Source organism: Arthrobacter sp. 260 (assembly GCF_013116745.1).
Taxonomy (GTDB): domain Bacteria; phylum Actinomycetota; class Actinomycetes; order Actinomycetales; family Micrococcaceae; genus Arthrobacter_D.
In genome coordinates, this window is sequence record NZ_JABFOE010000001.1 from 27,614 (window position 1) to 44,797 (window position 17,184).

Annotated in this window: 26 protein-coding genes; all 26 read left to right on the forward strand. The window is 60.5% G+C overall.

What is annotated here, in order from left to right:
• Positions 1 to 222: 222 nt before the first annotated feature.
• The 26 genes from rpsL (at position 223) to HMI57_RS00260 (ending at position 17,178) form a co-directional block, all read left to right on the forward strand.
• Entirely contained in the window at positions 223 to 597 is a 375-nt protein-coding gene (gene rpsL / locus HMI57_RS00135; RefSeq protein ID WP_019481488.1) for a 30S ribosomal protein S12, read from the forward strand.
• Entirely contained in the window at positions 597 to 1,067 is a 471-nt protein-coding gene (gene rpsG / locus HMI57_RS00140) for a 30S ribosomal protein S7 (RefSeq protein WP_019481489.1), read from the forward strand. Before rpsL ends, rpsG begins: the two co-directional genes overlap by 1 nt.
• Positions 1,068 to 1,109: 42 nt before the next feature.
• Positions 1,110 to 3,224: an elongation factor G gene (gene fusA, locus HMI57_RS00145; RefSeq protein WP_171583899.1), complete on the forward strand. Its 2,115-nt coding sequence runs from the start codon at positions 1,110 to 1,112 to the stop codon at positions 3,222 to 3,224.
• 151 nt (positions 3,225 to 3,375) lie between these two features.
• Positions 3,376 to 4,566, forward strand: a complete 1,191-nt coding sequence (gene tuf, locus HMI57_RS00150) for an elongation factor Tu (protein ID WP_171583900.1) — start codon at positions 3,376 to 3,378, stop codon at positions 4,564 to 4,566.
• 613 nt (positions 4,567 to 5,179) lie between these two features.
• Entirely contained in the window at positions 5,180 to 5,488 is a 309-nt protein-coding gene (gene rpsJ / locus HMI57_RS00155; protein WP_003803825.1) for a 30S ribosomal protein S10, read from the forward strand.
• A 16-nt stretch (positions 5,489 to 5,504) separates the two neighbouring features.
• Positions 5,505 to 6,161 (forward strand): 50S ribosomal protein L3, encoded by a 657-nt coding sequence (gene rplC / locus HMI57_RS00160; protein ID WP_171583901.1) that lies wholly within the window; start codon positions 5,505 to 5,507, stop codon positions 6,159 to 6,161.
• A 4-nt stretch (positions 6,162 to 6,165) separates the two neighbouring features.
• Entirely contained in the window at positions 6,166 to 6,813 is a 648-nt protein-coding gene (gene rplD, locus HMI57_RS00165) for a 50S ribosomal protein L4 (protein WP_171583902.1), read from the forward strand.
• Positions 6,810 to 7,115 (forward strand): 50S ribosomal protein L23, encoded by a 306-nt coding sequence (gene rplW / locus HMI57_RS00170; RefSeq protein ID WP_019481495.1) that lies wholly within the window; start codon positions 6,810 to 6,812, stop codon positions 7,113 to 7,115. The genes rplD and rplW overlap by 4 nt, the downstream gene beginning before the upstream one ends.
• Before the next feature lie 31 nt (positions 7,116 to 7,146).
• Complete coding sequence (gene rplB / locus HMI57_RS00175; RefSeq protein WP_171583903.1) at positions 7,147 to 7,986, forward strand: 50S ribosomal protein L2; 840 nt, start codon at positions 7,147 to 7,149, stop codon at positions 7,984 to 7,986.
• A gap of 12 nt (positions 7,987 to 7,998) precedes the next feature.
• Positions 7,999 to 8,280: a 30S ribosomal protein S19 gene (rpsS, locus tag HMI57_RS00180; protein WP_019481497.1), complete on the forward strand. Its 282-nt coding sequence runs from the start codon at positions 7,999 to 8,001 to the stop codon at positions 8,278 to 8,280.
• Positions 8,281 to 8,319: 39 nt separating this feature from the next.
• Positions 8,320 to 8,685: a 50S ribosomal protein L22 gene (rplV, locus tag HMI57_RS00185; protein WP_024475619.1), complete on the forward strand. Its 366-nt coding sequence runs from the start codon at positions 8,320 to 8,322 to the stop codon at positions 8,683 to 8,685.
• A complete protein-coding gene (gene rpsC, locus HMI57_RS00190) occupies positions 8,685 to 9,542 on the forward strand; it encodes a 30S ribosomal protein S3 (protein ID WP_171583904.1) in 858 nt (285 codons plus the stop codon). Before rplV ends, rpsC begins: the two co-directional genes overlap by 1 nt.
• The gene (rplP, locus tag HMI57_RS00195; RefSeq protein ID WP_019481500.1) at positions 9,543 to 9,959 is read left to right on the forward strand and encodes a 50S ribosomal protein L16; all 417 of its coding nucleotides are present in this window, start codon (positions 9,543 to 9,545) and stop codon (positions 9,957 to 9,959) included.
• 2 nt (positions 9,960 to 9,961) lie between these two features.
• Positions 9,962 to 10,297: a 50S ribosomal protein L29 gene (gene rpmC, locus HMI57_RS19450; RefSeq protein WP_171583905.1), complete on the forward strand. Its 336-nt coding sequence runs from the start codon at positions 9,962 to 9,964 to the stop codon at positions 10,295 to 10,297.
• The gene (rpsQ, locus tag HMI57_RS00205; RefSeq protein WP_318779119.1) at positions 10,294 to 10,587 is read left to right on the forward strand and encodes a 30S ribosomal protein S17; all 294 of its coding nucleotides are present in this window, start codon (positions 10,294 to 10,296) and stop codon (positions 10,585 to 10,587) included. Before rpmC ends, rpsQ begins: the two co-directional genes overlap by 4 nt.
• Positions 10,588 to 10,876: 289 nt before the next feature.
• Positions 10,877 to 11,245: a 50S ribosomal protein L14 gene (gene rplN, locus HMI57_RS00210; protein ID WP_019481503.1), complete on the forward strand. Its 369-nt coding sequence runs from the start codon at positions 10,877 to 10,879 to the stop codon at positions 11,243 to 11,245.
• A 3-nt stretch (positions 11,246 to 11,248) separates the two neighbouring features.
• Positions 11,249 to 11,629: a 50S ribosomal protein L24 gene (gene rplX / locus HMI57_RS00215; protein WP_171583906.1), complete on the forward strand. Its 381-nt coding sequence runs from the start codon at positions 11,249 to 11,251 to the stop codon at positions 11,627 to 11,629.
• Positions 11,629 to 12,204: a 50S ribosomal protein L5 gene (gene rplE / locus HMI57_RS00220; RefSeq protein WP_019481505.1), complete on the forward strand. Its 576-nt coding sequence runs from the start codon at positions 11,629 to 11,631 to the stop codon at positions 12,202 to 12,204. The genes rplX and rplE overlap by 1 nt, the downstream gene beginning before the upstream one ends.
• 99 nt (positions 12,205 to 12,303) lie before the next feature.
• Positions 12,304 to 12,702: a 30S ribosomal protein S8 gene (gene rpsH, locus HMI57_RS00225; RefSeq protein WP_019481506.1), complete on the forward strand. Its 399-nt coding sequence runs from the start codon at positions 12,304 to 12,306 to the stop codon at positions 12,700 to 12,702.
• Positions 12,703 to 12,726: 24 nt separating this feature from the next.
• Positions 12,727 to 13,263 carry a 50S ribosomal protein L6 gene (gene rplF, locus HMI57_RS00230; RefSeq protein WP_171583907.1) on the forward strand — a complete coding sequence of 179 codons (537 nt, stop codon included), beginning with the start codon at positions 12,727 to 12,729 and terminating at the stop codon, positions 13,261 to 13,263.
• A 2-nt stretch (positions 13,264 to 13,265) separates the two neighbouring features.
• Positions 13,266 to 13,649, forward strand: a complete 384-nt coding sequence (gene rplR / locus HMI57_RS00235) for a 50S ribosomal protein L18 (protein WP_019481508.1) — start codon at positions 13,266 to 13,268, stop codon at positions 13,647 to 13,649.
• 29 nt (positions 13,650 to 13,678) lie between these two features.
• Positions 13,679 to 14,395: a 30S ribosomal protein S5 gene (rpsE, locus tag HMI57_RS00240; RefSeq protein ID WP_171583908.1), complete on the forward strand. Its 717-nt coding sequence runs from the start codon at positions 13,679 to 13,681 to the stop codon at positions 14,393 to 14,395.
• A complete protein-coding gene (gene rpmD, locus HMI57_RS00245) occupies positions 14,395 to 14,607 on the forward strand; it encodes a 50S ribosomal protein L30 (protein ID WP_171583909.1) in 213 nt (70 codons plus the stop codon). The genes rpsE and rpmD overlap by 1 nt, the downstream gene beginning before the upstream one ends.
• Positions 14,607 to 15,101 carry a 50S ribosomal protein L15 gene (gene rplO, locus HMI57_RS00250; protein WP_171583910.1) on the forward strand — a complete coding sequence of 165 codons (495 nt, stop codon included), beginning with the start codon at positions 14,607 to 14,609 and terminating at the stop codon, positions 15,099 to 15,101. The genes rpmD and rplO overlap by 1 nt, the downstream gene beginning before the upstream one ends.
• Before the next feature lie 194 nt (positions 15,102 to 15,295).
• Positions 15,296 to 16,609, forward strand: a complete 1,314-nt coding sequence (gene secY / locus HMI57_RS00255; protein WP_171583911.1) for a preprotein translocase subunit SecY — start codon at positions 15,296 to 15,298, stop codon at positions 16,607 to 16,609.
• The gene (locus tag HMI57_RS00260; RefSeq protein ID WP_171583912.1) at positions 16,606 to 17,178 is read left to right on the forward strand and encodes an adenylate kinase; all 573 of its coding nucleotides are present in this window, start codon (positions 16,606 to 16,608) and stop codon (positions 17,176 to 17,178) included. The genes secY and HMI57_RS00260 overlap by 4 nt, the downstream gene beginning before the upstream one ends.
• The last annotated feature ends 6 nt before the right edge of the window (positions 17,179 to 17,184 follow it).

Here is a 17,184-nt window from a genome sequence, read left to right on the forward strand (position 1 = left end):
GTCCCCGCCCGGAATCGGGGCGCAGCCCGATCTCTGCTAGAGTAGAGGTAATTGTTTGTGTGGCAGAGGATCGGCGTCCTAGCGGACGTATCTCCGCGTTGTAGGGAACTTGTACAACGAATGCCACATTTTCGCACGCCTACGGTCAAGTCGTTCCGGCTTACCCCTGTGGTTCGGCGCAAACGACAGCCAATATCTCTAGACATTACGGAGAACGCAGAAGTGCCTACTATCAACCAGCTGGTCCGTAAGGGCCGGACACCTAAGGTCGTCAAGACCAAGGCGCCCGCATTGAAGGGCAGCCCCATGAAGCGCGGCGTTTGCACCCGCGTGTACACGACCACCCCGAAGAAGCCGAACTCGGCGCTCCGGAAGGTCGCACGTGTGCGCCTCAACGGCGGCATCGAAGTTACCGCTTACATCCCAGGTGTCGGTCACAACCTTCAGGAACACTCCATCGTGCTGGTGCGCGGTGGTCGTGTGAAGGATCTGCCCGGTGTCCGCTACAAGATCGTCCGTGGTGCGCTTGATACCCAGGGTGTCAAGAACCGCAAGCAGGCTCGCAGCCGCTACGGCGCGAAGATGGAGAAGAAGTAATGCCACGTAAGGGCCCGGCCCCGAAGCGGCCGCTCGTTGTAGATCCCGTTTACGGTTCACCCCTGGTCACTCAGCTGATCAACAAGGTGCTCGTCGACGGCAAGAAGTCCACAGCAGAACGCATTGTGTACGGCGCACTTGAGGGTGCCCGTGCCAAGAGTGGTGGCGATCCCGTCGCAGCACTCAAGAAAGCTATGGACAACGTCAAACCTTCCCTCGAAGTTCGCTCCCGCCGAGTCGGCGGCGCGACCTACCAGGTACCCGTCGAGGTCAAGCCGGGCCGCTCCATGGCTCTTGCCCTGCGGTGGCTCGTTGGTTACTCGAAGGCTCGCCGCGAGAAAACCATGACCGAGCGTCTGATGAACGAGATTCTGGATGCCTCGAACGGTCTCGGAGCAGCTGTGAAGCGCCGCGAGGACACGCACAAGATGGCCGAGTCGAACAAGGCCTTCGCACACTACCGCTGGTAACCAGACTCCGACTTCTAGAAACCCAAGAATAAGGGAGACACCGTGGCACAGGACGTGCTTACCGACCTTAACAAGGTCCGCAATATCGGCATCATGGCCCACATCGATGCTGGCAAGACCACTACTACCGAGCGCATCCTGTTCTACACGGGTGTCAACCACAAGATTGGTGAGACGCACGACGGCGCCTCGACCACTGACTGGATGGAACAGGAAAAGGAACGCGGCATCACCATCACGAGCGCCGCCGTGACCTGCTTCTGGAACAACAACCAGATCAACATCATCGACACCCCCGGTCACGTCGACTTCACCGTTGAGGTTGAGCGCTCACTGCGCGTCCTCGACGGGGCTGTCGCAGTGTTCGACGGTAAGGAAGGCGTAGAGCCTCAGTCCGAGACCGTTTGGCGCCAGGCCGACAAGTACGAAGTTCCCCGCATTTGCTTCGTCAACAAGATGGACAAACTGGGCGCTGACTTCTACTTCACCGTTGACACCATCATCAGCCGCCTCGGTGCCAAGCCGCTGGTTATCCAGCTGCCCATTGGTGCTGAGAACGACTTCGAAGGCGTCGTCGACCTCGTGGAAATGCGCGCGCTGACCTGGCGTGGCGACTCCAAGGGTGACGTCACCATGGGTGCCAAGTACGAGATCGAAGAGATCCCTGCTGACCTCGTGGATCGGGCCAACGAGTACCGGGCAAGCCTGCTCGAGGCCGTTGCCGAAGCTGACGACGAGCTCATGGAGAAGTACCTGGCTGGCGAAGAGCCGTCCGTTGAGGAGATCAAGGCCGGAATCCGGAAGCTGACCATCGCTTCCGAGATCTACCCGGTCCTGTGTGGCTCTGCGTTCAAGAACCGCGGCGTCCAGCCGATGCTTGACGCCGTCGTCGACTACCTGCCTAACCCCCTGGATGTTCCCCCGATGATCGGTCACGATCCCCGGGACGAGGAAGTCGAACTGACTCGTAAGCCGAGCACCGAAGAGCCGTTCTCGGCTCTGGCGTTCAAGGTTGCTACCCACCCGTTCTTCGGACAGCTGACGTTCATCCGCGTGTACTCCGGCCAGATCTCAGCCGGCACGCAGGTGACCAACTCCACGAAGAACAAGAAGGAGCGCATCGGCAAGCTGTTCCAGATGCACGCCAACAAGGAAATCCCAGTTGAGGAAGCCCTTGCCGGTCACATCTACGCGGCTATCGGTCTGAAGGACACCACTACCGGCGACACCCTCTCCGACAGTGCCAACCAGATCGTGCTTGAGTCGATGAGCTTCCCTGACCCCGTGATCTCGGTTGCGATTGAACCGAAGACCAAGGGTGACCAGGAGAAGCTGTCCACGGCTATCCAGAAGCTCTCCGCTGAGGACCCGACCTTCCAGGTCTCCCTCAACGTTGACACCGGTCAGACCATCATCGCCGGCATGGGCGAGCTTCACCTGGACATCCTCGTGGACCGCATGCGCCGCGAGTTCCGCGTCGAAGCCAACGTGGGCAAGCCCCAGGTTGCTTACCGCGAGACCATCAAGCGCGCCGTGGCCAAGCACGATTACACCCACAAGAAGCAGACGGGTGGATCCGGCCAGTTCGCGAAGATCCAGATCGCCATCGAGCCGATGGAAGTTGAAGACGGCGTCCTGTACGCATTCGACAACAAGGTCACCGGTGGACGTATCCCTCGCGAATACATCCCGAGCGTCGATGCGGGCATCCAGGATGCCCTCAACGACGGCGTGCTCGCCGGCTACCCTGTCGTCGGCATCAAGGCAGTACTGCTTGACGGCGCCTACCACGACGTTGACTCATCCGAAATGGCGTTCAAAATTGCCGGCCGGATGGCGTTCAAGGAAGCTGCGCGGATGGCTAACCCTGTCCTGCTCGAACCACTGATGGAAGTTGAAGTCCGCACCCCTGAGGAATACATGGGTGAAGTTATCGGTGACCTCAACTCCCGCCGTGGCCAAATGCAGTCCATGGAGGATGCCAGCGGCGTCAAGGTCATCAAGGCCATGGTGCCCCTGTCGGGTATGTTCGGATACATCGGTGACTTGCGGTCGAAGACCCAGGGCCGTGCGGTGTACTCGATGAAGTTCGACAGCTACTCGGAGGTTCCGAAGGCAGTTGCCGACGAGATCATCCAGAAGACCCGCGGCGAATAACTTTTCCGCAGACCAGCTGACGGAGCCATCCGGCTCCTGAAGCATGCAGTAATTTCATCAAAGTAAAAGCCCCCAGTAGACTTGCAACAGTTTCAGCCGCGAACAGCGCGGCTGGGAAGCAAATCTTCTCAAAACGTTCTAGGAGGAACCCGTGGCGAAGGCAAAGTTCGAGCGGACTAAGCCGCACGTTAACATCGGAACCATTGGTCACGTTGACCATGGAAAGACGACGTTGACGGCTGCCATTTCGAAGGTGCTGTACGACAAGTACCCCAATCTCAACGAGGCACGCGACTTCGCGTCCATCGACTCGGCCCCCGAGGAGAAGCAGCGCGGCATCACGATCAACATCTCGCATGTTGAATACCAGACCGAGAAGCGCCACTACGCACACGTAGACGCCCCCGGTCACGCTGACTACATCAAGAACATGATCACCGGTGCTGCTCAGATGGACGGAGCAATCCTCGTGGTTGCTGCGACCGACGGCCCGATGGCTCAGACCCGCGAGCACGTTCTGCTTGCCCGCCAGGTTGGCGTTCCCTACCTGTTGGTCGCGCTGAACAAGTCCGACATGGTCGACGACGAGGAACTTCTTGACCTCGTCGAGATGGAGGTCCGCGAGCTCCTCAGCGCGCAGGGCTTCGACGGCGACGAGGCACCAGTGGTGCGCGTCTCCGGCCTGAAGGCACTTGAGGGCGACGCCGAGTGGGTCAAGTCCGTTGAGGACCTGATGGACGCCGTCGACAACAGCGTTCCGGACCCCGTCCGCGACAAGGACAAGCCGTTCCTGATGCCTGTTGAAGACGTCTTCACCATCACCGGCCGTGGCACCGTTGTAACGGGCCGCGCCGAGCGTGGAACCCTGAAGATCAACTCGGAAATCGAGATCGTCGGCATCCGTCCGGTCCAGAAGACCACGGTTACCGGTATCGAGATGTTCCACAAGCAGCTCGACGAAGCATGGGCAGGCGAGAACTGTGGTCTCCTGCTCCGTGGAATCAAGCGTGAAGATGTTGAGCGTGGACAGGTTATCGTCAAGCCGGGTTCAATCACCCCGCACACCGATTTCGATGCCAACGTCTACATCCTGGCAAAGGACGAAGGCGGGCGTCACAACCCGTTCTACTCCAACTACCGCCCGCAGTTCTACTTCCGCACAACTGACGTAACCGGCGTCATTACCCTCCCCGAGGGCACTGAAATGGTTATGCCTGGCGATAACACTGAGATGACCGTTGCGCTCATCCAGCCGATCGCTATGGAAGAGGGCCTCGGCTTCGCTATCCGCGAAGGCGGCCGGACCGTAGGTTCAGGACGCGTTACCAAGATCATCAAGTAACTCCTTACGAGTCACTGAGGGAAGGCCCCGCTGCGCTGCAGCGGGGCCTTCCCTTTTTTGCGGGGAGTAGCAAAGTGGCGCGGCTGCAGATCCCGCGTTGCGCTGCGGGCTGGCGGCAGGAAAGTGGCGGAGCTGCAGGAGAGCGATCGCGCTACAGCGTTCCTGCACGGCGGGCACTTTCCGTAGGGACGACGTCGGCCGGCGGGGGAGGGGGCGGGGTCAAGTTCATCACAGCGGAAGGCGTGTCGGGTCGCCAATTAGCCTTCTGCCCTGATATCTGGCAAACTGGACAAGTTGTTCAAGCGCTTGCGCGCGCGGTTTGAGATACCGTCCCGATCAGGATAATGCCTGATGCAGGGTCAGTGTTCACCGGGCGGTTAGCCCAAATATAACCACCCTCACTTCAGTTCGGCTGGAAACGTGGATGCAAACCGGTGGATCAGTTTGCGAAGAATCCGCGACACGCCCGAGCGCGGGGGTCGGTACCTCCACAGGGTGAGGAACCCGGAACTATCCGGATTCAGTCTGTGGGAGGAGCGCCAGTGCAACGGGCGCAGCACGTGCAGGAACTGACAGATATTCAAGAATTCTTGAGAGAGAGAGTCGAGACGCCATGGCGGGACAAAAAATCCGCATCCGGCTGAAGTCGTATGACCACGAGGTCATCGACGTATCAGCACGGAAGATCGTTGAGACGGTGACGCGCGCAGGCGCTACGGTTGTTGGCCCAGTGCCGCTGCCGACGGAGAAGAACGTGTACTGCGTTATCCGCTCACCGCACAAGTACAAGGACAGCCGCGAGCACTTCGAAATGCGTACTCACAAGCGTCTGATCGACATCATTGACCCCACGCCCAAGGCCGTTGATTCGCTGATGCGTCTCGACCTGCCTGCGGACGTGAACATCGAAATCAAGCTGTAAGGGAGAGCGGATCATAATGTCTACTTCACTTACGCGTCAGGTAAAGGGTCTCCTGGGCACCAAGCTCGGCATGACCCAGGTCTGGGACGAGAACAACCTGCTGGTGCCGGTTACTGTCGTCCAGGCTGACTCCAACGTCATTACCCAGCTCCGCTCGGCGGACCAGGATGGCTACAGCGCCGTCCAGATCGGCTTCGGCCAGATCGATCCCCGCAAGGTGACCAAGCCTCTGGCCGGTCACTTCGAAAAGGCAGGCGTCACGCCTCGCCGCCACGTGGTTGAGCTGCGTACCTCCGATGCTGACACCTACTCGCTGGGCCAGGAGCTCTCTGTTGAGATCTTCGAAGCCGGCCAGAAGGTCGATGTCATCGGCACCACCAAGGGTAAGGGCTTCGCAGGTGTCATGAAGCGTCACGGCTTCCACGGCGTCGGCGCATCCCACGGTGCCCACAAGAACCACCGCAAGCCCGGCTCGATCGGTGGCGCGTCCACCCCTAGCCGCGTCTTCAAGGGTATGAAAATGGCAGGCCGTATGGGTGCCGTTCGTCAGACCACCCTGAACCTCACGGTTCACGGTGTGGATGCCGAGAAGTCGCTGCTGCTGATCAAGGGTGCCGTTCCCGGCGCCCGCGGCCAGGTCGTACTCGTACGCACTGCCGTGAAGGGAGCATAGCCAGATGGCTGTCAACACTGTAAAGGTCGATCTCCCCGCAGAGATCTTCGACACGCAGACCAACGTGCCCTTGCTGCACCAGGTCGTCGTGGCACAGCTTGCTGCTGCCCGTCAGGGTACGCACAAGACGAAGACTCGTGCAGAGGTATCCGGCGCAGGCCGCAAGCCGTTCAAGCAGAAGGGAACAGGTCGTGCCCGTCAGGGTTCGATCCGTGCCCCTCACATGACCGGTGGTGGCGTCGTCCACGGACCCACCCCCCGCGACTACAGCCAGCGCACCCCCAAGAAGATGAAGGCTGCCGCCCTGCGCGGTGCCCTCTCTGACCGGGCACGCAACGGCCGTATCCACGTCCTCGAGTCCCTCGTGTCCGGCGACAAGCCGTCCACCAAGGGTGCAATCGAAGCGCTTCGCAGCATCTCGGAGCGTCCCAACTTGCTCATCGTTATCGAGCGCGCCAACGATCTCACGGCACTGTCCGTGCGGAACGTCCCGGAAGTACACGTCCTCTACGTTGACCAGCTCAACACGTATGACGTGCTGGTTTCGGACGACGTGATCTTCACGAAGGCCGCTTACGACACGTTTATCGGCTCAGCCGACACGACCGTAGATGCTGACGAGAGCACAACAGCTACGGAGGACGCCAAGTGAGCGCGACCATCTCCAAAGATCCCCGCGACGTCGTCCTTGCGCCGGTCGTTTCGGAAAAGAGCTACGGCCTGATCGACGAAGGTAAGTACACCTTCCTGGTCGACCCTCGCTCGAACAAGACAGAGATCAAGTTGGCGGTGGAGAAGATTTTCTCCGTCAAGGTCGACTCGATCAACACACTCAATCGTTCGGGCAAGCGCAAGCGCACCCGCTTCGGCTGGGGTCAGCGGAAGGGCACCAAGCGTGCCATCGTGACCCTCAAAGAAGGAACGATCGACATCTTCGGCGGTCCGCTCGGTTAGGGCGGAGACCACTTTAACGAGGAAATGACACATGGCTATTCGTAAATACAAGCCAACAACGCCTGGCCGCCGCGGCTCCAGCGTTGCTGACTTCGCAGAAATCACTCGGTCGACACCGGAGAAGTCCCTGGTACGTCCCCTCCCCAAAAAGGGTGGTCGTAACAACACCGGTAAGATCACGACCCGTCACAAGGGTGGTGGCCACAAGCGCCAGTACCGCCTGATTGACTTCCGTCGCCACGACAAGGACGGCGTTGACGCCCGTGTTGCTGAGATCGAATACGATCCCAACCGCACGGCCCGCATCGCACTGCTCCACTATGTCGACGGCACCAAGCGCTACATCGTTGCACCAAACCGCCTGAAGCAGGGCGACATGGTGGAAGCCGGAGCCGGCGCTGACATCAAGCCAGGCAACAACCTGCCACTGCGGAACATCCCGGTTGGTACCGTGATCCACGCCGTGGAACTTCGTCCAGGCGGCGGGGCCAAGATGGCCCGTTCAGCCGGTGCGTCGGTACAGCTGGTTGCGAAAGAGGGCCGCTTCGCGCAGCTCCGCCTTCCCTCCGGTGAAATCCGCAACGTCGACGTACGCTGCCGCGCCACCATTGGTGAAGTTGGAAACGCAGAACAGTCCAACATCAACTGGGGCAAGGCCGGCCGTATGCGCTGGAAGGGCGTCCGCCCAACCGTTCGTGGCGTTGCCATGAACCCGGTTGACCACCCACACGGTGGTGGTGAAGGTAAGACCTCTGGTGGCCGTCACCCGGTGAACCCGAACGGTAAGGCCGAAGGCCGTACCCGCCGTCCAAACAAAGAGAGCGATTCACTCATTGTGCGTCGCCGTCGTTCCGGCAAGAACAAGCGATAGGAGCCTGGAGACATGCCACGCAGCCTGAAGAAAGGCCCCTTCGTCGATCAGCACCTTTTCGTAAAGGTAGCTCGTGAAAACGACAAGGGCACCAAGAACGTCATCAAGACGTGGTCCCGCCGCTCAATGATCATCCCCGACATGCTGGGGCACACGATCGCCGTGCACGACGGGCGCAAGCACATCCCGGTGTTTGTCACAGAGTCAATGGTCGGGCACAAGCTCGGCGAATTCGCTGCGACGCGGACCTTCCGCGGCCATGTAAAGGACGACCGCAAGGGCAAGCGCCGCTAGGCGCTGCTCTTAGCGGCAGAAGACGAGAGAAGGAAAGCAATGGAAGCCAAGGCAGTTGCGCGTTTTTCGCGTGTCACGCCTATGAAGGCCCGGCGCGTCGTCAACCTGGTTCGTGGCAAGCAGACGAATGAGGCTCTGGCAATACTGAAGTTCGCCCCACAGGCAGCTTCAGAGCCGGTATTCAAGGTAGTACAGTCGGCGGTCGCCAACGCCCGGGTCCTCGCGGACCGGGACGGCATCGCATTCGACGAAGATAACCTGATCATCAGCGAGGCATTTGTTGATGAAGGCCCCACGATGAAGCGGTTCCGGCCGCGCGCTCAGGGCCGTGCGTTCCGCATCTTGAAGCGGACCAGTCACATCACAGTTGTAGTAGCAACCCCTGAGAAAGCGCAGGTCCGCTAGTGGGACAGAAAGTAAACCCGCATGGGTTCAGGCTCGGTATCACCACGGACCACCGTTCGCACTGGTTTGCCGACAGCAAGAAGCCCGGACAGCGGTACAAGGACTATGTCCGCGAGGACATCAAGATCCGTCAGCTTATGGCTACAGGTATGGACCGCGCCGGTATCGCCAAGGTAGAGATCGAGCGCACCCGTGACCGTGTCCGTGTGGATATCCACACTGCACGTCCCGGCATTGTGATCGGCCGCCGCGGCGCCGAAGCAGACCGCATCCGCGGCGAGCTGGAGAAACTGACCGGCAAGCAGGTTCAGCTGAACATCCTCGAGGTCAAGAACCCCGAGATGGAAGCTCAGCTTGTTGCCCAGGGTGTTGCTGAGCAGCTCTCCTCACGTGTGGCCTTCCGCCGTGCGATGAAAAAGGCAATGCAGTCGGCACAGCGTGCCGGCGCCAAGGGCATCCGTGTCCAGTGCTCCGGTCGTCTGGGTGGCGCTGAAATGAGCCGTTCCGAGTTCTACCGCGAAGGCCGTGTGCCCCTGCACACCCTCCGTGCGAACATCGACTACGGCTTCTTCGAAGCGAAGACCACCTTCGGCCGCATCGGCGTCAAGGTCTGGATCTACAAGGGCGACATCACCGCGAAGGAGCTCGCAGCTCAGGCTGCAGCAGCACCATCGCGTGGACGTGGCGGCGGAAGCGACCGCCCAAGCCGTGGACCAGCAGGAGCTGACCGTGGCGGTGACCGCGGTGCAGACCGTCGTCGTCGTAACCCGGCCGGTTCCGCTCCCGCCGAGGCGCAGGCAACTGCCGCACCGGCTGAAGCTGCAGCTCCGGCAGCAGCGGAAGGAGGACAGGCTTAAATGCTTATCCCACGTCGAGTCAAGTTCCGTAAGCAGCACCACCCGGGTCGTTCCGGCGCTGCAACCGGTGGCACTGAGGTCAGCTTCGGTGAATGGGGTATCCAGGCTCTGAGCCCGGCATACGTCACCAACCGTCAGATTGAAGCTGCACGTATTGCCATGACCCGCCACATCAAGCGTGGCGGCAAGGTCTGGATCAACATTTATCCGGACCGCCCACTGACCAAGAAGCCTGCCGAAACCCGCATGGGTTCCGGTAAGGGTTCGCCCGAGTGGTGGGTTTCGAACGTCAAGCCGGGTCGGGTTCTCTTCGAACTCTCCGGTGTATCAGAAGAGGTAGCCCGCGAAGCCCTGCGCCTAGCAATCCACAAGCTGCCGTTGAAGGCACGCATTGTGCGTCGTGAGGGTGGTGAATAGACATGGCTATAGGTTCAAAGGAACTGACATCCGAGCAGCTGGACGGCTTCGATCGTGATCGCCTGGTCGAGGAACTCCGGAAGGGCAAGGAAGAGTTGTTCAACCTCCGCTTCCAGTCCGCTACGGGTCAGTTGGAAAATCACGGGCGTCTGCGCTCAGTGAAGCGCGATATCGCACGCCTGTACACGGTGATGCGTGAGCGTGAGCTCGGCATTCGGCCTGACTACGTTGCTCCCGTTGAGGAAGCAAAGCCTGAGAAGGCCAAGAAGTCCAAGAAGGCCTCCACCAAAGACGCCCCGGATGCGGGCACCGAGGCAACTAAGGAGGACGCCAAGTGAGTGAACAGAAGAGTGAAGCAACGACGTCGGACGATCTTGCTCGCGGCTACCGCAAAACCCGTCGCGGGTACGTAGTCTCGGACAAGATGAACAAGACCATTACGGTGCAGGTTGAAGACCGCGTGAAGCACGCGCTCTACGGCAAGGTTCTTCGCCGCAGCACCAAGGTGAAGGTCCACGACGAAGAGAACACCGCCGGCATCGGCGATCACGTTCTCATCAGCGAAACCCGGCCGCTGTCCGCTACCAAGCGGTGGCGCCTGGTCGAGGTTATCGAGCGCGCCAAGTAGGCACACTCGATTTCCACGCACTAAACGACTGCGCCCCGGTCGTGATCTCGCAGCCGCGATTTCGCGTCCGGGGCGCTTTCGCGATAAGATGAAAATCTTGTCTGTCCGGTGGGTTAGAGGTATGAGCTTCCACACCGGCGATTGAGACAAAAGCCCGATAATCTTGTTCAGCTTCTTTGTGCCGGCGTGTTCGCGTGCCTGCACAGGCTGAGGACCAGTATTACGGGGCCAACCCATATCCGTTCCGCAAGGCTCGCAGAGAGAACCAGCGCGACGACAGGAGTAATAAGTGATTCAGCAGGAGTCGCGGCTTAAGGTCGCCGACAACACGGGTGCCAAGGAAATCTTGACCATCCGCGTTCTCGGTGGATCTGGACGCCGCTACGCAGGCATCGGCGACGTGATCGTCGCCACCGTCAAGGACGCAATTCCCGGCGGTAACGTCAAGAAGGGCGACGTCGTCAAGGCGGTTATCGTCCGCACCAAGAAGGAACGCCGCCGTGCGGACGGTTCCTACATCAAGTTTGATGAGAACGCTGCGGTGATCTTGAAGACAGACGGCGACCCACGCGGTACGCGTATCTTCGGTCCCGTTGGTCGCGAACTCCGCGACAAGCGCTTCATGAAGATCATCTCGCTGGCGCCGGAGGTGCTCTAACCCATGGGAGCGAACAAAGCAGTGAAGTTCAAGATCAAGAAGGGTGACCTGGTTCAGGTCATCAGTGGAGCCAAGCAGGAACGCGGCGGAGACCGCGGCAAGCAGGGCAAGGTTCTGAAGGTATTCCGGGAGAACAACCGGGTCCTCGTCGAAGGAATCAACCGCGTTACCCGCCACACCAAGGTTGGACAGTCGCAGCGCGGCTCCAAGACCGGCGGCATCGAGGTCATTGAAGCCCCCATCCATATCAGCAATGTTGCAGTGGTTGACCCCGAGACCAACAAGCCGACCCGCGTCGGTTACCGCATCGATACCGTAGAAAAAGACGGTAAAGAGCGCACGGTCCGGATCCGCGTCGCCAAGGCATCAGGGAAGGATCTCTAATGACTACCGAAGCCGTAGAGACAAAGATCTCCCCGCGCCTGAAGACGCGCTACGCCGCTGAAATCAAGTCAGGACTGCAGGAAGAATTCGGTTACACCAACGTCAACCAGGTTCCTCGCCTGGTCAAGGTTGTTGTCAACATGGGTGTTGGAGATGCCGCCAAGGACTCCAAGCTCATCGATGGTGCCGTCCGCGACATGACCCAGATCACCGGTCAGAAGCCTCAGGTCACGAAGGCCCGCAAGTCCATCGCACAGTTCAAGCTGCGCGAGGGAATGCCCATCGGCTGCCACGCAACTCTGCGCGGAGACCGCATGTGGGAATTCGTTGACCGCCTGGTCTCGCTTGCCCTTCCGCGTATCCGCGACTTCCGTGGCCTCAGCGGCCGCCAGTTCGACGGGAACGGCAACTACACCTTCGGACTCACGGAACAGTCAATGTTCCACGAGATCGACCAGGACAAGATCGACCGCGTACGTGGCATGGACATCACCGTTGTCACCACCGCAAAGACCGACGACGAAGGCCGCGCGCTGCTGAAGGCGCTTGGCTTCCCGTTCAAATCCGAAGATTAATCTAACTACGTTCCAGGTCCGTACCGGGCAGGGCAGGACGCAAGTCCGACACCCTAAACCGGGCCCCGGAAACCGTTACGAGGAAGGGCAAGAGCCCACATGACAATGACAGATCCTGTGGCAGACATGCTGACACGTCTGCGCAATGCAAACTCCGCATACCACGACACCGTGAGCATGCCATACAGCAAGCTCAAAGCTCGCGTCGCCGACATCCTGAAGGCTGAAGGCTACATCGCGGGCTGGAAGGAAGAGGAAGCGGAGGTCGGCAAGAAGCTGACCATCGACCTCAAGTTCGGTCCTGAGCGCCAGCGTTCAATCGCCGGCATCCGCCGCATTTCCAAGCCCGGACTCCGCGTTTACGCGAAGTCCACCAACCTGCCGCACGTGCTGGGTGGCCTTGGTATCGCAATCCTGTCCACGTCCTCCGGACTGCTGACAGACCGCCAGGCATCCAAGAAGGGCGTGGGTGGGGAAGTCCTCGCCTACGTCTGGTAGCCGGAACAGAGAAGGAGTAAACACATGTCACGTATTGGACGTCTCCCCATCTCCGTTCCCGCGGGTGTTGAGGTAAAAGTCACCGGTAACCTGGTGTCCGTCAAGGGAGCCAAGGGGGAGCTGAGCCACACCGTGCCCAGCCCGATCCTGGTTGATCTCGACGAGAACACACTGACCGTCACCCGGCCGAACGACGAGCGCGAATCGCGTTCGCTCCACGGCCTGACGCGCACCCTGATCTCTAACATGATCATCGGTGTCACCGACGGTTACAAGAAGAACCTCGAAATTGTCGGCACCGGTTACCGCGTGCAGGCTAAGGGTTCCGACCTGGAGTTCGCACTGGGCTTCAGCCACCCGGTAGCCGTCAAGGCACCGGAGGGCATCACTCTGACCGTTGAGGGACCTACCAAGGTTTCCGTCTCCGGCATCAGCAAGCAGCAGGTCGGCGAAGTCGCCGCAAACATCCGCAAGCTGCGGAAGCCGGACCCCTATAAGGGCAAGGGCGTGCGCTACGCAGGCGAAGTTGTTCGCCGTAAAGTCGGAAAGTCTGGTAAATAATCATGGCTATCAGCATTAATAAGAAGCGAAGCTCCAAGAGCAAGTCCGCCCAGCGTGGACGCCGCCACCTCCGTGTGCGCAAGCGCATCACCGGAACAGCGGTTCGCCCGCGTCTGGTAGTCAACCGGTCCGCACGGCACATGTTCGTTCAGGTTGTCGACGACGGACTGGGCGTCACGGTTGCTTCGGCATCCACCCTCGAAGCGGATCTCCGTGCATTCGACGGTGACAAGACCGCCAAGGCCAAGCGCGTGGGCAACCTCGTCGCAGAGCGTGCCAAGGCCGCTGGTATCGAAGCAGTCGTCTTCGACCGCGGCGGCAACAAGTACCACGGCCGCATCGCCGCCATCGCAGATGGCGCCCGCGAAGGTGGGTTGGCACTGTGACCGAGGAAAACAACGCAAAGGAACCTGAATTGAGTACAGGTACTGAACAGCCTGCTGCTACAGCGCCGGCTGCAGAGGCACCCGCAACGGCAGCTGCCGACGACCGCAAGGGTGGTGCCCGTGGAGAACGCGGTGGCCGCAACAGCGGCGCCGGTGGCCGCGACGGCGGCCGTGGCGGTCGCGACGGCGGCCGCGGTGGCCGTGACGGCGGTCGCGGAGACGACAAGGACAAGTTCGTCGAACGCGTCGTCGCCATCAACCGCGTATCCAAGGTAGTCAAGGGTGGGCGGCGTTTCAGCTTCACCGCCCTGGTTGTCGTCGGTGACGGTAACGGTATGGTCGGTGTCGGTTACGGCAAGGCCAAGGAAGTTCCGTCAGCCATCGCCAAGGGTGTTGAAGAGGCCAAGAAGTCCTTCTTCAAGGTCCCTCGCATTGGCGGCACCGTTCCCCACCTGGTGCAGGGTGAAGCGGCTGCGGGCGTAGTCCTGCTCCGCCCGGCCTCCCCAGGTACCGGTGTTATCGCCGGCGGCCCGGTGCGCGCCGTACTGGAGTGCGTCGGTATCCACGACGTGCTGTCGAAGTCACTCGGCTCCTCGAACGCCATCAACATTGTTCACGCAACCGTTGACGCCCTGAAGCGGTTGGAAGAGCCCCAGGCAGTAGCCGCCCGTCGTGGGTTGCCACTGGACCAGGTCGCTTCCTCGTCGATGCTGCGCGCAATGCAGGAACAAAAGGCAGGTGCGTAATGGCAACTCCCAAGCGCGTGTTAGTAAGCTCAGCGAAGCTTCAGATCACCCAAACCAAGTCCGCCATTGGCGGCAAGCAGAACCAGCGCGACACCCTGCGGTCCCTCGGCCTGAAGCGCATCGGACACACAGTTGTCCGTACCGCCGATGCCGTTACCGTTGGCATGGTCAACACGGTTCCGCACCTCGTGAAGGTTGAGGAGGCCAACTAATGGCAGAGAAGAATGTGGCAGCAGCCACGGTTACAGGGGACTCGGAGCGCGTTCACGCGCTCAAGGTCCACCACCTGCGTCCAGCTCCAGGAGCCAAGACCGCCAAGACCCGCGTGGGCCGTGGCGAAGGCTCCAAGGGTAAGACCGCAGGCCGGGGTATGAAGGGTACCAAGGCCCGCTACCAGGTCAAGGCAGGCTTCGCAGGTGGACAGCTTCCCCTGCACATGCGCCTTCCGAAGCTGCGCGGTTTCAAGAACCCGTTCCGGGTCGAGTTCCAGGTTGTGAACCTGGACAAGATCTCGGAGCTCTACCCCAACGGTGGCGAGGTATCGGTTGACAGCCTGGTCGCCAACGGCGCGGTTCGCAAGAACCAGCCCGTGAAGGTACTGGGCACCGGAGAGATCACCGTCAAGGTCGATGTCACGGTACACGCCTACTCAGCTAGCGCTGCAGAGAAGATCACTGCAGCCGGCGGTTCGGTCACCGGGCTCTAGATAGATCCGCTGTGATCTACCCGATCTAGCAACTAGACTCTTGGTGGGCCGGAACAATCCGGCCCACCAAGAGTTTTTTTACGCCCTATCAGCGCATCAATCGCGCCCCCGGGTCCAATGCACCGGGTTTCAACCGTTAGACTCGGTTGTTGAGTATCTGTCCGCCATGGACACCAAGACCTTCAGGAGGACGCTTGCTTAGCGCTATTGGCCGGGCTTTCCGGACGCCAGACTTACGGCGCAAGCTGTTGTTCACGCTGGGAATCATCACCATCTTCCGCCTGGGTGCCTTCATTCCCGCGCCCGGTGTTGACTACGGCAACGTCCAGCAGTGCTTGCAACTCGGTAACACCGAGGGCGGGCTCTACGAGTTCGTGAACCTTTTCAGTGGTGGCGCACTCCTCCAGGTCTCCATCTTTGCCCTGGGGATCATGCCCTACATCACCGCGAGCATCATCACGCAGTTGCTGCGCGTTGTGATCCCGCGCTTCCAGGAACTGCACCAGGAAGGCGCGCAGGGCCAGTCCACTCTGACCCAGTACACGCGCTACCTGACGATCGCACTCGCCCTGTTGAATGCCACCACCCTTGTCTCCCTGGCGCGATCCGGTGCGCTGCTGGGTGACTGCCCGGTGCCGATCATCCCTGATGACAGCATCATCACCATCCTGCTGCTGATCCTCACCCTGACCGCAGGCACCGGCCTCATCATGTGGATGGGCGAGCTCATCACCGAGCGCGGCGTCGGCAATGGCATGTCACTGCTGATCTTCACCGCCATCGCTGCAGGCTTCCCCACCTCACTGGGCGAGATCCTCCGCACCCAGGGCTGGACTGTCTTCGTGGCAGTTATCGCCATCGGGCTGGTCGTTGTCGCATTGGTGATCTTCGTCGAACAGTCGCAGCGAAGAATTCCTGTGCAGTACGCGAAGCGGATGGTCGGCCGGCGCACCCTCGGCGGCAGCAGCACCTACATCCCGATCAAGGTGAATATGGCTGGCGTTATCCCGGTCATCTTTGCCTCGTCGATGCTGTACCTGCCCAGCCTGATCGCGCAGTTCAACACCCCAACCGATGGGCAGACACCGCCACCGGAATGGGTCAACTTCATCACCACCTACCTGGCAAACGGCGACCACCCGCTCTACATGGCCCTGTACTTCGCCATGATCGTGTTCTTTACCTACTTCTACGTAGCGATCACGTTCAACCCGGACGAGGTCTCAGAGAACATGAAGAAGTACGGCGGGTTCATCCCCGGGATCCGGGCCGGCCGGCCAACGGCCGAGTACCTCCAGTACGTGCTGTCCCGTATCACCCTCCCCGGAGCCATCTACCTCGGTTTGGTAGCACTGATCCCGTTGATCGCCCTCGTGCTGATCAACGCTAACCAGAACTTCCCCTTCGGCGGCGTCTCAATCCTCATCATGGTGGGCGTTGGACTCGAGACGGTGAAGCAGATCGACGCTCAGCTACAGCAGCGTCACTACGAAGGGTTGTTGCGATGACACGCATGCTCATAATCGGTCCTCCCGGATCCGGTAAAGGCACACAGGCGGCGCGGATCTCCGAACGGCTCGGCGTCGTAGCAATCTCCACCGGGGACATCTTCCGGGACAACGTCAAGCGCGAAACCCCGCTTGGCGTGGAAGCCAAAAAGTTCATGGACGCCGGAGATTTCGTCCCCGACAGCGTCACCAACTCGATGGTGCGCGACCGGCTCAAGGAAGATGACGTCCGCGATGGCTTCCTTCTGGATGGCTACCCACGGACCGCCGCCCAGGTGACCGAGCTTGATGACATTCTGCACCAGAACGAACTGACGCTCGATGCGGTTTTGCAGTTGACAGCCCCCGACGAGGAACTGGTCCGTCGCTTGACCAACCGTGCGCAGCTTGACGGGCGCAGCGACGACAACGAGGCTGTCATCCGGCACCGTCTGGACCTCTACCACGAGCAGACGGAGAGCGTGGTGTCACAGTACGAAGGGCGCGGCATCGTCAAGCGCGTCGACGGCATCGGCGCAATCGACACGGTGACCGAGCGTGTGGTCAGTGCCCTGAACGGTTCGCGCTAACTTGTC

Coding starts and splice junctions, on each gene's coding strand:
- rpsG (WP_019481489.1), top strand. CDS start 597: ATGCCACGTAAGGGCCCGGCCCCGAAGCGGCCGCTCGTTGTAGATCCC.
- rpsJ (WP_003803825.1), top strand. CDS start 5,180: ATGGCGGGACAAAAAATCCGCATCCGGCTGAAGTCGTATGACCACGAG.
- rplC (WP_171583901.1), top strand. CDS start 5,505: ATGTCTACTTCACTTACGCGTCAGGTAAAGGGTCTCCTGGGCACCAAG.
- rplD (WP_171583902.1), top strand. CDS start 6,166: ATGGCTGTCAACACTGTAAAGGTCGATCTCCCCGCAGAGATCTTCGAC.
- rplB (WP_171583903.1), top strand. CDS start 7,147: ATGGCTATTCGTAAATACAAGCCAACAACGCCTGGCCGCCGCGGCTCC.
- rpsS (WP_019481497.1), top strand. CDS start 7,999: ATGCCACGCAGCCTGAAGAAAGGCCCCTTCGTCGATCAGCACCTTTTC.
- rplV (WP_024475619.1), top strand. CDS start 8,320: ATGGAAGCCAAGGCAGTTGCGCGTTTTTCGCGTGTCACGCCTATGAAG.
- rplP (WP_019481500.1), top strand. CDS start 9,543: ATGCTTATCCCACGTCGAGTCAAGTTCCGTAAGCAGCACCACCCGGGT.
- rpmC (WP_171583905.1), top strand. CDS start 9,962: ATGGCTATAGGTTCAAAGGAACTGACATCCGAGCAGCTGGACGGCTTC.
- rplX (WP_171583906.1), top strand. CDS start 11,249: ATGGGAGCGAACAAAGCAGTGAAGTTCAAGATCAAGAAGGGTGACCTG.
- rplE (WP_019481505.1), top strand. CDS start 11,629: ATGACTACCGAAGCCGTAGAGACAAAGATCTCCCCGCGCCTGAAGACG.
- rpsH (WP_019481506.1), top strand. CDS start 12,304: ATGACAATGACAGATCCTGTGGCAGACATGCTGACACGTCTGCGCAAT.
- rplF (WP_171583907.1), top strand. CDS start 12,727: ATGTCACGTATTGGACGTCTCCCCATCTCCGTTCCCGCGGGTGTTGAG.
- rplR (WP_019481508.1), top strand. CDS start 13,266: ATGGCTATCAGCATTAATAAGAAGCGAAGCTCCAAGAGCAAGTCCGCC.
- rpmD (WP_171583909.1), top strand. CDS start 14,395: ATGGCAACTCCCAAGCGCGTGTTAGTAAGCTCAGCGAAGCTTCAGATC.
- rplO (WP_171583910.1), top strand. CDS start 14,607: ATGGCAGAGAAGAATGTGGCAGCAGCCACGGTTACAGGGGACTCGGAG.
- HMI57_RS00260 (WP_171583912.1), top strand. CDS start 16,606: ATGACACGCATGCTCATAATCGGTCCTCCCGGATCCGGTAAAGGCACA.